This window comes from Nocardia sp. NPDC001965, from assembly GCF_053594175.1.
In genome coordinates, this window is record NZ_JBSFDZ010000068.1 from 1 (window position 1) to 14,637 (window position 14,637).

Genomic DNA, 14,637 nt, shown 5'->3' on the forward strand with positions numbered 1-14,637 from the left:
CGACCACCTGGCGAAGTTGTTCAGGCCTCGAGACTCGAGCCTTCGGCTCATGCGCTTTCGAGGCCTGAACGGCGAGACGGGCCTCAACCCTTTCAGGTGTCTCGTAGAACTCGACTCGGGGGTCACGTAGGCGATCGATGTCTCGGTCGGCATGTCCGAGGCGGATGGCCGGGGCACCGAGACCTGCTGTACCGGTACGGGAGGAGAGGCGCAGGTGCGCCTGTTCGCGTTGTGCAGTGAGGTCGAGGGCTCGGCTTTGCGGCTCACGGGCCTCGGCCGGGTAGCGGAGACGTGCCGACGGCTCGACACCTTCACCGGCGGTTTCACTTCCCACTCGGCGAACCGGCCCACCTGCCTTCCGTCTCCTCCGAACGGTCGCCATTCGTGGCCGGGGTTAATAGGGTCCCGACCCCGCGGTGCCGGGGGCGCCGCAAATTACAACAGCTGCCGCAGCCGGGCTCCCAGCGAGTCCCAGCGCCATTGCCGTTCCACGAAGGCGCGTCCCGCCGCGCCCATTTCGGCGGCCGCGTCGCGGTCGGCGAGGATATCGGCGATCGCGTCGGCGACGTGGTCGGCGCGGCGGCCGTCCACTACTCGCCCGGTTTTCCCGTCCAGCACGGTTTCCGGGGCGCCGCCCGAGGTCCCGGCGACCACCGGAACGCCCGAGGCCGAGGCCTCCAGGTAGACGATGCCGAGACCTTCCACGTCGAGGCCGGCGCCGCGAGTGCGGGCGGGCATGGCGAACACGTCGGCGAGGGTGTGGTGGGCGGCGAGTTCGGCTGCGGGCACCCGCCCGGTGAACACCACATCGTCGCCGAGGCCGAGGGCGTCGGCGAAGCCGCGCAGTTTGTCTTCGTAGGGCCCGCTGCCCGCGATCACGAGGACGGCACCGGGGATTCGTTCCTTGATCCGGTGCATGGCGATCAGCAGAACGTCCTGTCCTTTGCGCGGGACCAGCCGCGACAGGCACAGGACGGTCGGCCGGTCGCCGAGTCCGTATCGTTCGCGCAGTTCGGCGCGGGCGGCCGGATCGGGGCGGAAGGTCTCGGTGTCCACTCCGGGCGGTAGGTATTCGAGCGCGGCGTCCGGCCCGAATGCCGCAGCGAACCGGCGGCGGGTGTATTTGCTGACGTAGGTGACCACATCGGTGTCGTTCCCGATGATCCGCAGTGCTCGGCGGGCCGCCGGCAGCATCGACCAACCGACCTCGTGGCCGTGGGTGCTGGCCAGGACCCGGTGGGCGCCGGCCCGGCGCAGCGGAGCGGCCAGCAGGGCCAGCGGGGCGGCGGCACCGAACCAGACCGTTTCGCAGCCCTCGGCACGCAGCACTTTCCGGGCGCGCCGGAGGACCGCGGGGGTGGGCAGCATCAGCGTGGTGGGGTGGCGGACGACCTGAAAGGGTTGTTTCGCGTCGAATCGGGTGTGGCTGTCACCGCGCCAGCGGGGTGCGTAGACGACCAGATCGTCCGGGGGCAGCTGTCCGGCCAGCGCCTGCAGATACGACTGGATACCTCCCGGCCGCGGCGGGAAATCATTGGTAACCAGCAGAGTTCGAGCCATACGATCCACAGTATTGGCGCGCGGTCGGCGGCGTCGCTCCGGGTGTCAGTAGCGCCGGGCGGAGTGGTAGGGCGTGGAATCCATGGGTGCGACGGCTACCGGGACACCGAAGGTGGATGCGTGCAGCATGAGGCCGTTGCCGGCGTAGATGCCGACATGGGAGATGTCGTCGTAGAAGAACACGACATCGCCCGGTTGCAGTTCGTCGCGGTCGACGGGGGTGCCGTAGGCGGCCTGGGCCGAACTGGTCCGGGGCACATCTTTGCCGACCTGTTTGAACGCCCATTGCACGAGGCCGGAGCAGTCGAACTGGTCGGGTCCGGTGGCGCCCCAGACGTACGGATCGCCGACTCGGGTGAGACCGGCGGCCAGGGCGCTGGTGCCGTTGCCGGGTACGAGATCGCGCAGCAGGCTGTCCCGGTCGAATCCGGGCGGGAAGGGAGATCCGGCCAGCGCCGTCCGGTCGGTGGTCGACAGGGATCCCCAGACCTCGATCACCTGGGCGACGGCGTTCTGCAGATCGGTTTGTTTGCGCTGTACATCGCCGCGGACGGTATCGGCCTGATCGGCGGCGGCGCGTGCGGTATCGGCGGCCGCGCGGGCCGCCGACTGCGCTGCGGTGGCGGCGTCGGTCGCCCGCTTGTACTGCTTCAGCTGGTCGGAGGTCTGGGTGGCGACCACGTCGAGGGTGGACATCTGGTCGAGCAGCTGCTGCGGGGAATCACTGACCAGGACCGAGAACAGCCGATTGGTCCGGGCGCCCTGGTAGGCCGCGATGGCGGTGCGATCGATCATCGGCCGGTAGCGGGCGACTTCGGCGCGGGCGGCGTCGACAGCGACGCCGGCCGCGGCCACCTTGGCGTCGGCGTCGCGCTGGACGGCCAGTTTCGCGTCGAGATCGGTCTGGGCGGTGAGGGCCTGCTGATTGAGTTGTTCGGCCTGCCGGGACAGGTCGATCATCTGCTGGACGGCCTCGGTCGCGGAGGTCGGCGCGGGGGCCGGGTCGGCGCCCGCCGGGCCACCGCCGTAGAGAGCCGCTGCGAGGAGGCCGGCCGCCAGAGCTGTGCGGGTGGTGTGCCGGTCCCGGCTGTGGCCGGGCCCGCGCCGATCCGGCCGACGCAGTTCCCGCCGTCGATGTGCTGCCACAGCCTGCCGTGCCCCGCTCTCATATGACGCTCTGTGCGATACGCCCCGTAAAGGTCTCGATTAGATTACGGAACGGCCCCGGGGGTGTCCAGCACGCCGCGAAACAGTCACGCTCGCCGCTGATTCCGGTCGGCGGGTGGTCGTACCGGACACTCCACGGGCTGTGATCAGTAGCGTCGCGCGCCGGCGAACGGCATGGAGGAGATGGGTGCGACGGCCACCGGCGAGCCGGCGGTGGAGGCGTGGACGACATTGCCGTCGCCCGCGTACAGGCCGGAGTGCCCGCCGCCGTAGAACGACACCACGTCGCCGGGCCGGAGGTCGCCGATCGAGATGGGCGCGCCCGAGGCGAGTTGCGCGTCGCTGGTGCGCGGTAGTTCGCGTCCGGCCTGTCTGTACGACCACTGCACCAGACCGGAGCAGTCGAAGGCGTTCGGGCCGGCCGCGCCGTAGACGTACGGAGCGCCGACCTTCGAGAGGGCGGCGTCGAGCGCGATATCGCCGACGGTCTTGATCGGGGTGACGAACGGCGGGGCCGCGGGGGAATGGGGCGCCTGGATGCCGGGGATGCCCGCGGGGATCGGGATCTCGTTGGGCACCTCGAACGTGCCGACGCCGTCGAGGGTGACCGGCTGCGCGGCGGCCGGTGCGGCGGGGAGCAGGAATGCGCCCAGGGTGGCAGCGCCGACGGCTCCGGTTACGGCTACGCGCCGTGCCTGTCGCTTGACGGTGTTGAACGCCATGATGCGGTCCTTCCGATCTCCCCGCCCGGTCGCACCGCCGATGGCACGCCGAACTCCGCGAGGTCTCGAAAAGATTACGAACAGATCACGGTCGTTTGTAAAGCCCCGACCCGCGATAAATATGCGCAGCGCAGCTTTCGGCTGGCAAATTGTGCGAGGGACATCACAGGATGCCGGCCGATTGCGCCGAGGTTACGTACGGGCGGGGGACATGGATCGCTGGACGTATCGATCGGTCGCTGGATCGGAGTTCGTTTCATCGATTTTCCGCAGCTCGAGCGGGCGGATGTCGCTTTCTGGGTGCCGGCCCGGTTGGGACGGAGGTGCAGGTTTGCTCTGCCGGTGAATCCATGTTTTGGGCCGATCGACCATTTTCGCCGGGATTCCGCAATTGGATAGCTAATCGACATCGACTGTGAGCTGCCGCACACTTTAGTGGTGACCGGGGTGCAGGCGGGGAACACGGACGGGTTCGATACCGGAACCAAGATCATGGACAACAGTTCTGTATCGGGAATCTGTCGGACCCTCCTATTACCCTGCCGCCGTGCCCGAACCCGCTCCGTTGCCCGCCCGGCAACTGGCGTTCGACCAGCTCGACACTCCGCTCTACGACACCACCTTCGTGGTCGTGGACCTGGAAACCACCGGTACCAGCCCGGCGACGGACGCGATCACCGAAATCGGTGCGGTGAAGGTGCGCGGCGGCGAGATACTCGGTGAATTCGCGACCCTTGTCGACCCGGGCCGATCCATCCCGCCCGCGGTCGTGCAGGTCACCGGTATCACCACCGCGATGGTGCGGGCGGCCCCGCCGATCGAGGCCGTGCTGCCCGGATTCCTGGAGTTCGCGGCCGGCGCGGTGCTGGTCGCCCACAATGCCCGCTTCGATATGGGTTTCCTGAAGGCCGCCGCGGTCCGCTGTGACACTCCGTGGCCGCGCGCCCAGGTGGTGTGCACGGTGCGGCTCGCCCGGCGGGTGCTCGGCCGCGACGAGGCACCGTCGGTCCGGCTCGGCGTCCTGGCCCGGCTACTCGGGGCGAGCACCACTCCTACCCACCGTGCCCTCGACGATGCCCGTGCCACCGTGGATGTACTGCACGCGCTGATCGGGCGGGTGGGTAACCAGGGGGTGCACAGTCTCACCGAACTGATCGACTACCTGCCCGAGGTCACCGCCGGGCAGCGGGCCAAACGTGCCCTGGCCGTCGAGTTGCCCGCCGCGCCCGGTGTCTATCTGTTCCGGGGTCCCTCGGACGAGGTGCTCTATATAGGGACGGCGGTGAACCTGCGCCGCCGCGTGCGCAGCTACTTCACCGGATCGGAGACCCGCGGGCGGATCAGGGAGATGGTGCGCCTGGCCACCCGCGTCGATCATGTGGTGTGTGCGCACGGGCTGGAAGCCGGCGTCCGGGAGCTGCGGCTGCTGGCCGCGCACGCCCCGCCCTACAACCGGCGTTCCAAATTCCCCAAGCGGGCCTGGTGGATCACGCTCACCGCCGAAGCCTTTCCGAGGTTGACGCTGGTCCGTGAGCCCGGCGGCCCGGCCGTGGGGCCGTTCCACTCCCGGGCCGCGGCCGCCGATATCGCCGCCACCCTGGCCGAGTACTGCGGTCTACGCACCTGCACGACTCGTTTGGCCCGGACCGCGCTGCACTCCTGCCCGACCGAAGTCGTGGGCGGTTGCCCGGCCGCCACCGGCACCCCCCAGGCGTCCACGGCCTACGCTGCCGCTCCGGCGGCCGCACGCGCATTGTTCGCCGGAGCCGACGACGCCGCGGTCCGCGCGCTGCTGACCAGGATCGAGGAATACGCGGCCGGAGCGCAATACGAATCCGCGGCACGGTTACGCGACCGGACCGCCGCCGTCATCCGCGCGCTGCGCCGCACCCAGCGGCTGGCCGCCGTGGCCCGCCCGGCCGAACTGATCGCCGCGCATCCCGACGGTGCCGGCGGGTGGGAGTTCGCCGTGATCCGCCACGGCCGGCTCGCCGGCGCCGGCACCGCCGGACGCGGAATCGCGCCCATGCCGGTGGTCGAGCGGATCGTCGCCGCCGCGCAGACCGTGGTCCCCACCGGGCCCGGGGGGCCGTCCACCGGCGAACTGCCTCTGGCCGGAGCGGATCTCGCGGCACCACCGCTGCTCGGCGCCGCCCCCGACGAGGTCGCGGTGATCGCCCGCTGGCTCGAACGTCCCGGTGTGCGGATCGTGCGCACCACCGACGGTTACGCCGAACCCGCCCGGGGCATGGGTCGCTGGATCGGCTGGGCGGAGGCGGCCGATCTCGCGGCGGGAGCCGCACGTGCCGCCGAGTCCTACGGCGAACAGCGCGGCTGAGCATCCGGCCGCCGTGCCGGACCACGTGGGCCCACGCTGCGGCGGCGTCCGGATGCATAGGCTGTTCCCATGATTACCGCCATCGTTCTGATCCAGGCCGACAACGGGCGTATTCCGGAGACCGCGCAGGCGGTGGCCGATACCGAGGGGGTCGCCGAGGTCTACTCGTGCGCCGGCGACGTCGACCTGATCGCGCTGGTGCGCGTCCGCGACCACGAGGAGGTCGCCGAGGTGGTCACGGCACGCATCGACAAGGTCGCGGGCGTGCAGCGCACGGTCACCCATATCGCGTTCAAATCGTATTCGCGTGCCGACGTCGAGGCCGGATTCTCCATCGGTGAGTGAGCGTCGGTGATCAGTTGTCGCCGAGCGTCCGGGTGAGCGCGGCCCAGCGGTCCAGCAGGGCGGCGGCCGCGCCACTGTCGATGGCGGTGGCCGCACGTTCGATCCCGGCCGCCAGGTGATCGTCCAGATCTGCCGCGCCGTCCGCCCCGCGCGACAGATCGTAGGCGGTGATGGCGGCGGCGGAGTTCACGAGTACGGCGTCCCGGACCGCCCCGGGAACACCCGCGAACACGTCCCGGGCCACCTGGGCGTTCACCTGTGCGTCGCCCCCGCGCAGCTCGTCCAGGTCTACCCTGGCGATCCCGAGGCGGGTCGGATCGATCACCGCTTCCCGGACGACGCCGTCGGCCACCACGTACACATCGGTGACATCGGAGGTGGTGATCTCGTCGAGTCCGTCGCGGCCGCGCACCACCAGCGCCCCGGCGCCCCGATCGGCGAACACCCCGGCGATGGTCTCCAGCAGGTCGTCGAACGCGCAGCCCACCAGACCCGCACGCGGCTGCGCCGGATTGGTCAGCGGACCCAGCACGTTGAACACGGTCGGGATCCCGATCTCCTTACGGGCCGGCCCGGCGAAACGCAGACCGGAATGGAACAGCGGTGCGAAACAGAAACCGATACCCAGTTCGCGCACACAGTGCGCGACCGATTCGGGCCCGAGCGCGAGCTTCACCCCCAGCGCCTCGAGTACATCGGCGCCGCCGCTCTTGGAGGAAGCGGCCCGGTTGCCGTGCTTGACCACCGGAATACCGGCGGCCGCGACCACGACCGAGGACATGGTGGAGATGTTCACCGACCCCGAGCGGTCACCGCCGGTACCGACGATGTCCACCGCGTCGCCGTCGATCTTCACCAATCGCGCGTGCCCGAGCATGCCGCGGGCCATCCCCGCCAGCTCCACCGGAGTGGGGCCCTTGATCTTCATGGCCACCCCGAACGCGGCGATCTGCGCCGAGGTGGAGTTGTCGGTGAAGATCTCATCGATCACCCAGGTCGTATCGTCCGCGGTGAGGTCCTGTCCGTCGGCGAGCGCCCCGAGCATCAGGGGCCAGCTGCGCACGCTCATCTCAATCTCCTCGTCGCACCGATATCTGTGACCGAACGGTTGTGCACACCCTAAACCGCGCACTACCCCGTACCCCGCACCACGTCATCCGCGCTGTTCGCGGGGTCCGCCCCGGCGCGGCCCGGCCGACACGCCGGACCGCAGTGAGAGACGCACGGAGCCGGTCGATCACGACACGGGTGATCGAGTTTGGAACCCGACTTCGACTGTCGTACTACGAAGAGTCATACTTACCCCCGTGACGACCGCAGTAGGTACCTCAGGATCGGCCATAACCCAGCGTGTGCATTCGCTGAACCGGCCCAACATGGTCAGCGTCGGTACCATCATCTGGCTGTCCAGCGAGCTGATGTTCTTCGCCGGCCTCTTCGCGATGTACTTCGTCGCGCGAAGTCAGGCGCCCGAGTGGCCGATGCCGCCGACCGAGCTGAACATGAAGCTGGCCATCCCGGTCACCGCGGTGCTGATCGCCTCGTCGTTCACCTGCCAGATGGGTGTGTTCGCGGCCGAACGCGGTGATGTGTTCGGGCTGCGCCGCTGGTACGTCGTCACCTTCTTCATGGGTGCCTTCTTCGTATGTGGGCAGGGCTACGAGTACTACCACCTGGTGGCCGAGGGGACGTCGATCTCCGGCAGCTCCTACGGGTCGGTGTTCTACATCACCACCGGGTTCCACGGCCTGCACGTCATCGGCGGTCTGATCGCCTTCCTGTTCCTGCTCGCGCGGACCGCGATGAGCAAGTTCACGCCCGCCCAGGCGACCGCCGCGATCGTCGTGTCCTACTACTGGCACTTCGTCGACATCGTCTGGATCGGGCTGTTCGCCACGATCTACTTCGTCCGGTGACACCGGAGCCCAATACAGCCCACCAGGTTCCGTCTACTCCAAAGGGACACAGATGAGTTCATCGCCCCCGACAGCGCCAGCGCCCGCCAGCGGTGGGCACGGCGAGGCCAGCAAGAAGCGCAGGCAGCGCCGCGTCCGTCGACGGATAGCGGGCGGCCTCGCGCTCATGGTGGGTCTCGTCGGGGCCGGTTTCCTCGCCTCGGCGCTCACCCCCGAACCTCAGGTCGCGACGGCGAACGAGGATTCGGTGGCGCTGATCCGTGAGGGTCAGCAGCTCTACGAGACCTCCTGCGTCACCTGCCACGGCGCGAACCTGCAGGGTGTGGCCGACCGTGGTCCCAGCCTGATCGGTGTCGGTGAGGCAGCCGTGTACTTCCAGGTCTCCTCGGGCCGGATGCCGATGACCCGTAACGAGGCGCAGGCCGAACGCAAACCACCGAAGTTCGACGCGCACCAGACCGATGCCCTCGGCGCCTATGTGGCCGCCAACGGCGGTGGCCCGACCGTGCCGCGCGACGCGAACGGAGAGGTCGCCGGCGAATCGCTGCGGGGTGACGATATCGGCCGGGGTAGTGAGCTGTTCCGCATGAACTGCGCGTCCTGCCACAACTTCACCGGTCGCGGCGGTGCGCTGTCCTCGGGCAAGTTCGCCCCGCCGCTGGAGCCGGCCTCCGAGGCCCAGCTGTGGACCGCCATGGTCACCGGCCCGCAGAACATGCCGAAATTCTCCGACCGGCAGCTCTCGTCGGAGGAGAAGCGCGACATCATCGCCTACGTGAAGGACGCGGCCGAGGCGAAATCGCCGGGCGGCTGGGGCCTGGGCGGCTTCGGTCCCGCCACCGAAGGCCTGGCCATGTGGACCATCGGCATCGTCGCTGTCGTGGGTGCGGCGATCTGGATCGGTTCCCGGACGTGACCGGGTCAGCACCCGGAGGCGGTAGCTTGCGTGGCCATGGAGGGCGTCCGGTCACGTCCTCTTCGGAAGGGACCTAGTCATGAGCGAACAGGAGCAAAACGAGATGGGTGGCCTGGACAAGCATTCCGCGGCCGCGACCCCGGCTGAACCGACCGAGGCCGAACTGGACGCGATGTCGCGGGAAGAGCTGGTCGCGCTCGGTACCGCCCGCGACGGTGTGGACGTGGCCTACCGGCGGGAACGCTGGCCGGTGCCGGGTACCCGGGCGGAGAAACGCGCCGAACGGCAGGTCGCGATGTGGTTCGCGATCTCCGGCCTGGCGGCGGCCGCGCTGGTGGGAATATTCCTGTTCTGGCCCTGGGAGTACAAGGGCAAGGACGACGACGGGCACGGCCTGTATTCGCTCACCACCCCGCTCTACGGTTTGACCTTCGGTATCTCGATCCTGGCCATCGGTATCGCCGTGGTGCTGATCCGCAAGAAGTTCATCCCCGCGGAGCTGTCGGTCCAGGACCGGCACGACGGTAAGTCCAGCGAGGTCGACCGGCGGACACTGGTGGCCCAGCTGAGTGACGCCGGGGAAACCTCCACCCTCGGTCGCCGCAAGCTCATCACCCGCACCGCGGGCGCGGGCGTCGGCGTCCTCGGCATCGGCGCACTGCTGGTGTTCGTGGGCGGCATGGTGAAGAACCCGTGGGCGCAGCGCGAGAAGTCGCCGCTGTGGGTCTCGGGCTGGACCCCGGACTATCCGGGCGAGACCATCTACATCCGCCGCGACACCGGCCGTCCGCAGGACGTCGTCCTGGTGCGCCCAGAAGATCTGGACGCCGGCGCGATGGAGACCGTCTTCCCCTGGAAGGAATCGTGGCGCGGCGACGAGCACGCCACCCTGCAGTCGCTGCGCGGTATCCGCAACGCTGTCATGATGATCCGCTTGCGGTCCGAGGACGCGAAGAACGCGATCAAACGCAAGGGTCAGGAAAGCTTCAACTTCGGCGATTACTTCGCCTACTCGAAGATCTGCACCCACCTCGGTTGCCCGACCTCGCTGTTCGAACAGCAGACCAACCGGATCCTGTGCCCCTGCCATCAGTCGCAGTTCTCCGCGACCGAATGGGGCAAGCCGATCTTCGGTCCTGCTGCCCGAGCGCTGCCGCAGTTGCCGATCACCGTAAACTCAGAGGGGTACCTGGTCGCCAACGGTGACTTCATCGAACCCCTCGGCCCCGCCTTCTGGGAGCGTCGATCATGAGTTCTGGAGCTGCAGGCCGCAAAGTCGCGGCACAATTCAACGAAATGGACGAGCGGTACCGCGGCGCCGCCTTCGTCAAGCGATCGATCAACAAGGTGTTCCCCACCCACTGGTCGTTCCTGCTGGGTGAGATCGCGCTCTACGCGTTCATCATCCTGCTGCTGTCGGGTGTGTACCTGACGCTGTACTTCGACCCGTCGATGACGCACGTCACCTATGACGGCGCCTATCAGCCGCTGCGCGGTGTGGGTATGTCGCGCGCCTACGAAACCGCTCTGAACATCTCCTTCGAGGTGCGCGGCGGCCTGTTCGTCCGGCAGGTGCACCACTGGGCGGCGCTGCTGTTCGCGGCGTCGATCATCATCCACCTGTTCCGCATCTTCTTCACCGGCGCGTTCCGCAAGCCGCGTGAGGCGAACTGGGTGATCGGCTCGCTGCTGTTGATCCTGGCCATGTTCGAGGGTTTCTTCGGGTACTCGTTGCCCGACGATCTGCTCTCCGGCACCGGCCTGCGGGCCGCGTTCGGTGGTATCACCATGGGCATTCCGGTGATCGGCACCTGGATGCACTGGTTGATGTTCGGCGGCGACTTCCCCGGCGACATCATCATCCCGCGCCTCTACATCGCACATGTGCTGCTGTTCCCGGGCATCATGCTGGCGCTCATCGCCGCCCACGTCGCCATCGTCTGGTACCAGAAGCACACCCAGTTCCCCGGGCCGGGCCGCACCGAGAACAACGTGGTGGGCTCCCGGATCGTCCCGGTGTTCGCCGCGGACCAGGGCGCGTTCTTCGCGTTCACCCTCGGCTTCGTGGCCGTCATGGGTGGCGTGCTCCAGATCAACCCGATCTGGAATCTGGGCCCGTACAACCCGTCGCAGGTATCGGCCGGTTCCCAGCCCGACTTCTACATGATGTGGACCGACGGTCTGGCACGCCTGATGCCACCGTGGGAGCTGTATCTGGGCCGCTACACCGTGCCCGCGGTGTTCTGGGTCGCGCTGATCATGGGCCTGGTGTTCATGGTGCTGATCGCCTACCCGTGGATCGAGAAGAGGCTCACCGGCGATTACGCGCGGCACAACCTGCTGCAACGTCCGCGTGACGTCCCGGTGCGTACCGCGATCGGCGCGATGGCCATCGCCTTCTACGTGGTGCTCACGCTGTCCTGTGTGAACGACATCCTGGCGCTCAAGTTCGACATCTCGTTGAACGCGACAACCTGGATCGGCCGTATCGGTCTGCTCGTCGCGCCGCCGGTGGCGTACTTCCTCGCCTACCGGTTCTGCATCGGCCTGCAGCGCAGCGACCGCGCGGTACTCGAGCACGGTATCGAGACCGGTGTGATCAAGCGGCTGCCGCACGGTGAGTACATCGAGGTGCACCAGCCGCTGGGACCGGTGGACGGCCACGGCCACCCGATCCCGCTGGAGTACCAGGGCGCTGTGGTGCCCAAGAAGATGAACCAGCTGGGTTCGGCGGGTCAGCCGGGCACCGGCAGCTTCCTGCGGGCCGACCCCCGCGCGGAGAGCGAACAGCATTTCGCGACCGAACTGGAAGAGGAACACCGGCAGCTGGCCGTGCTCAAGCGAGTACAGGACGAAGCCGGTTCCAACGGACAGAACGGGCACGGCGGGCACTGACCCGCACGAACGTCAGGCCCCCTGGTCATCGGACCCGGGGGCCTGTTCGTGTTCGGGCGACCGCGTCGCGTCGGCACCGGTAGGTCAGTTCGCGCGTCGGCGGGCCGTTTCGATGGCCTCGAACTTGGCGAGATTGTGCCGTGCGTCGGCGAGCGCATCGTGCGCATCGCGCGGCGGTGGCGGCAGATCCGGCCGGCCGTGCGCCTCCCAGTGCTGCCGCAATTCGTTGGTGTAGCGGGGAAGGGTCGGTGGCAGATCCACCATCGAACCCCACAGCTGGCACAGCACCACATGGTCGTAGGCACTGACCCAGGCCCAGAGCTCCGGTTGCACGGTGGGCCGGGGGACCAGGAACCGGTACAGATCGTCGCGAATCTGATCTCGGGTCCGCCACAGCGGAGAAGTCCGCGCAGGCAGCTTCGGCAGTACGTTCTTGCACACCCACGGTCCGGCCCGGTCGGCGTCGAACTCGGTGGATACCGCGTAGAACTCTCGTCCGTCCTCGCAGACGACACCCATCGACACCAAATCGATCACTCGGCCGTCCTCGATGAACTCCGCATCGTAGAAATATCTCAAAAGGTAGGGTCTCCTCGGCGCGTGCAGCAGACGGTTCACAGGTCGGCGACAAATTGAGCAGGGCAGTGCCGTGAGCCTACCCAGCTGGACTCCAGAGCCTCTGTGCGCACTTCCCGCCAGTTCGAGTGCCACCTCGGTCTCGTGCCGAACCCGTACTCCGCTCCGGCCCTCTCCGCTCCGGGCCCATTCCGTGCCCGTTCACCGGATCCGCGCCGCGAAGCCCACTGCCGCAACGGAAGCCCGAAGGCGTGGCCGCCGCGGCCGCAGGTCGGATCCAGGTATGGGGTCCGGTCGGTGGAGCGGGCTGGCGCGTCGGAGGCGGGGCCCACCACAGGGGGCCGACACAACGCCGAAGGCGAGGCCCACCACAAAGGCGGGGTCACGAGGGCCCCGCCCCGCGACGCCGGAGGCGGCGCAATAAACACAGCACCGTATCCTGGAAAGGTGAACTGGACCGTCGACGTTCCCATCGACCGTTTGCCCGAGCTTCCGCCGTTGCCCAGTGACCTGCGGAAACGGCTCGACGATGCGCTGTCGCGCCCGGCGTTGCAGCAGCCGTCCTGGGATCCCGAGCAGGCGGAGAGCATGCGTACGGTGCTGGAGAGTGTGCCGCCGATCTGCGTTCCCGCCGAGGTCGACGAGCTGCGGGCGCGGCTTGCCGAGGTGGCGCGCGGTGAGGCGTTCCTCATGCAGGGTGGGGACTGCGCGGAAACATTCGCCGACAACACCGAACCGCATATTCGCGGCAATATCCGCACGCTGCTGCAGATGGCCGTGGTGCTCACCTACGGTGCCAGCTTGCCGGTGGTCAAGGTGGCGCGGATCGCGGGTCAGTATGCGAAGCCGCGGTCTGCCGATACCGATGCGCTGGGGTTGCGGTCCTATCGCGGCGATATGGTGAATTCTTTGGTGGCCGATGCCGCTGTTCGTGAGCACGATCCTTCCCGGCTGGTTCGCGCGTACGCGAACGCCAGTGCCGCGATGAATCTGGTCCGGGCGTTGACCAACGCCGGGATGGCCGATCTGCACAAGGTGCACGATTGGAATCGTGATTTCGTCGCACAGTCCCCGGCCGGTGCGCGCTATGAAGCGCTCGCCGGGGAGATCGATCGCGGTTTGCGTTTCATGACCGCCTGCCGGGTGAACGATCCGAGTCTGCAGTCCGCCCGGATCTATGCCTCGCATGAGGCCCTGGTCCTCGACTACGAGCGCGCGATGCTGCGGCTCGCCCACAACTCGGCCGGTGATCCCGTCCTCTACGATCTGTCCGCCCATTTCCTGTGGATCGGGGAGCGTACTCGCCAGCTCGACGGTGCGCATATCGCCTTCGCCGAACTGCTGGCGAACCCGATCGGTCTCAAGATCGGGCCTTCCACCACTCCGGAGCAGGCGGTGGAGTATGTCGAGCGGCTCGATCCGAACAACGAGCCCGGCCGGCTGACCTTGGTTTCCCGGATGGGCAACACCAAGGTCCGCGAGATCCTCCCGGCGATCGTGCAGAAGGTCCAGTCCACCGGGCATCAGGTCATCTGGCAGTGCGACCCGATGCACGGCAACACCCACGAGTCCTCGACGGGTTTCAAGACCCGGCACTTCGACCGCATTGTCGACGAGGTCCAGGGTTTCTTCGAGGTCCATCATGCACTCGGTACCCATCCGGGTGGGTTGCACATCGAACTCACCGGTGAGGATGTCACGGAATGCCTGGGCGGTGCCCAGGACATTTCCGACCTCGATCTGTCGGGCCGGTACGAGACGGCCTGTGATCCGCGGTTGAATACGCAGCAGTCGCTGGAACTGTCCTTCCTTGTCGCGGAGATGTTGCGTTAAGTAGCACTCGGACGGGCTCGAGCCGGTGGCGGGACTGTCGCGATACGGTTCGCCCGTGCAGCATCGGGTATGAGGTGCGCCCGAGCCACCCCGCGCATCGTGAGCCGAACCGGGGCATATCTTCGCGGCGGGCCCCGGTTCGTACCTGGGTCAGGGTGTGCCTTGTGGGGGTGGGCTTGCTCGTGAAGGTGGGGGGTGGGGTTGCTCGTGAAGGCGCTGTGTTTTCGGCGCGCTGGCGCGCGCGGGGTTGAGGCCCCCTGAAGTCTCGCCGTTCAGGCCTCGAGACTCGCGCCTTCGGCGCATGCGCTTCGAGGGCACCCGCGCCCGGCAGCCGATCGCCCACCGCGGCGGACACGACCACCTGCACCC

General features: G+C 68.1%; 12 protein-coding genes. 7 read left to right on the forward strand and 5 right to left on the reverse strand.

Annotated elements, in window-relative coordinates; translation table 11 throughout:
• Positions 1 to 435: 435 nt before the first annotated feature.
• The 3 genes from ACWCPQ_RS34405 to ACWCPQ_RS34415 all read right to left on the reverse strand — a co-directional run bounded on the left by ACWCPQ_RS34405 (position 436) and on the right by ACWCPQ_RS34415 (position 3,449).
• Complete coding sequence (locus ACWCPQ_RS34405; protein ID WP_449907162.1) at positions 436 to 1,560, reverse strand: glycosyltransferase family 4 protein; 1,125 nt, start codon at positions 1,558 to 1,560, stop codon at positions 436 to 438.
• 45 nt (positions 1,561 to 1,605) lie between these two features.
• Positions 1,606 to 2,619, reverse strand: coding sequence for an NlpC/P60 family protein (locus ACWCPQ_RS34410; RefSeq protein WP_449907190.1), 1,014 nt, complete (start codon positions 2,617 to 2,619; stop codon positions 1,606 to 1,608).
• Between the two features lie 254 nt (positions 2,620 to 2,873).
• The gene (locus tag ACWCPQ_RS34415; RefSeq protein ID WP_449907165.1) at positions 2,874 to 3,449 is read right to left on the reverse strand and encodes a C40 family peptidase; all 576 of its coding nucleotides are present in this window, start codon (positions 3,447 to 3,449) and stop codon (positions 2,874 to 2,876) included.
• Positions 3,450 to 3,996: 547 nt separating this feature from the next.
• Between ACWCPQ_RS34415 and ACWCPQ_RS34420 the strand changes: the two genes are divergently transcribed.
• Both ACWCPQ_RS34420 and ACWCPQ_RS34425 read left to right on the forward strand, forming a co-directional pair.
• Positions 3,997 to 5,787, forward strand: a complete 1,791-nt coding sequence (locus tag ACWCPQ_RS34420) for a DEDD exonuclease domain-containing protein (protein WP_449907168.1) — start codon at positions 3,997 to 3,999, stop codon at positions 5,785 to 5,787.
• Between the two features lie 69 nt (positions 5,788 to 5,856).
• On the forward strand, positions 5,857 to 6,132 hold the full coding sequence (locus ACWCPQ_RS34425) for an Lrp/AsnC family transcriptional regulator (RefSeq protein WP_449907171.1): 276 nt from the start codon (positions 5,857 to 5,859) through the stop codon (positions 6,130 to 6,132).
• Positions 6,133 to 6,142: 10 nt separating this feature from the next.
• On the opposite strand, the gene trpD is transcribed toward ACWCPQ_RS34425, so the two are convergent.
• The gene (trpD, locus tag ACWCPQ_RS34430) at positions 6,143 to 7,201 is read right to left on the reverse strand and encodes an anthranilate phosphoribosyltransferase (RefSeq protein ID WP_449907173.1); all 1,059 of its coding nucleotides are present in this window, start codon (positions 7,199 to 7,201) and stop codon (positions 6,143 to 6,145) included.
• Positions 7,202 to 7,439: 238 nt separating this feature from the next.
• Between trpD and ctaE the strand changes: the two genes are divergently transcribed.
• The 4 genes from ctaE (at position 7,440) to qcrB (ending at position 11,859) form a co-directional block, all read left to right on the forward strand.
• Positions 7,440 to 8,048 carry an aa3-type cytochrome oxidase subunit III gene (ctaE, locus tag ACWCPQ_RS34435; RefSeq protein WP_449907176.1) on the forward strand — a complete coding sequence of 203 codons (609 nt, stop codon included), beginning with the start codon at positions 7,440 to 7,442 and terminating at the stop codon, positions 8,046 to 8,048.
• A gap of 52 nt (positions 8,049 to 8,100) precedes the next feature.
• Positions 8,101 to 8,964 carry a cytochrome bc1 complex diheme cytochrome c subunit gene (qcrC, locus tag ACWCPQ_RS34440; protein ID WP_449907179.1) on the forward strand — a complete coding sequence of 288 codons (864 nt, stop codon included), beginning with the start codon at positions 8,101 to 8,103 and terminating at the stop codon, positions 8,962 to 8,964.
• Between the two features lie 103 nt (positions 8,965 to 9,067).
• The gene (gene qcrA, locus ACWCPQ_RS34445) at positions 9,068 to 10,216 is read left to right on the forward strand and encodes a cytochrome bc1 complex Rieske iron-sulfur subunit (protein WP_449907192.1); all 1,149 of its coding nucleotides are present in this window, start codon (positions 9,068 to 9,070) and stop codon (positions 10,214 to 10,216) included.
• Entirely contained in the window at positions 10,213 to 11,859 is a 1,647-nt protein-coding gene (gene qcrB / locus ACWCPQ_RS34450) for a cytochrome bc1 complex cytochrome b subunit (protein WP_449907182.1), read from the forward strand. Before qcrA ends, qcrB begins: the two co-directional genes overlap by 4 nt.
• Before the next feature lie 84 nt (positions 11,860 to 11,943).
• Here the strand turns inward: qcrB and ACWCPQ_RS34455 are convergent, their stop codons facing one another.
• The gene (locus ACWCPQ_RS34455) at positions 11,944 to 12,438 is read right to left on the reverse strand and encodes a polyadenylate-specific 3'-exoribonuclease AS (protein ID WP_449907184.1); all 495 of its coding nucleotides are present in this window, start codon (positions 12,436 to 12,438) and stop codon (positions 11,944 to 11,946) included.
• Positions 12,439 to 12,882: 444 nt separating this feature from the next.
• Between ACWCPQ_RS34455 and ACWCPQ_RS34460 the strand changes: the two genes are divergently transcribed.
• The gene (locus tag ACWCPQ_RS34460) at positions 12,883 to 14,268 is read left to right on the forward strand and encodes a class II 3-deoxy-7-phosphoheptulonate synthase (RefSeq protein ID WP_449907187.1); all 1,386 of its coding nucleotides are present in this window, start codon (positions 12,883 to 12,885) and stop codon (positions 14,266 to 14,268) included.
• The last annotated feature ends 369 nt before the right edge of the window (positions 14,269 to 14,637 follow it).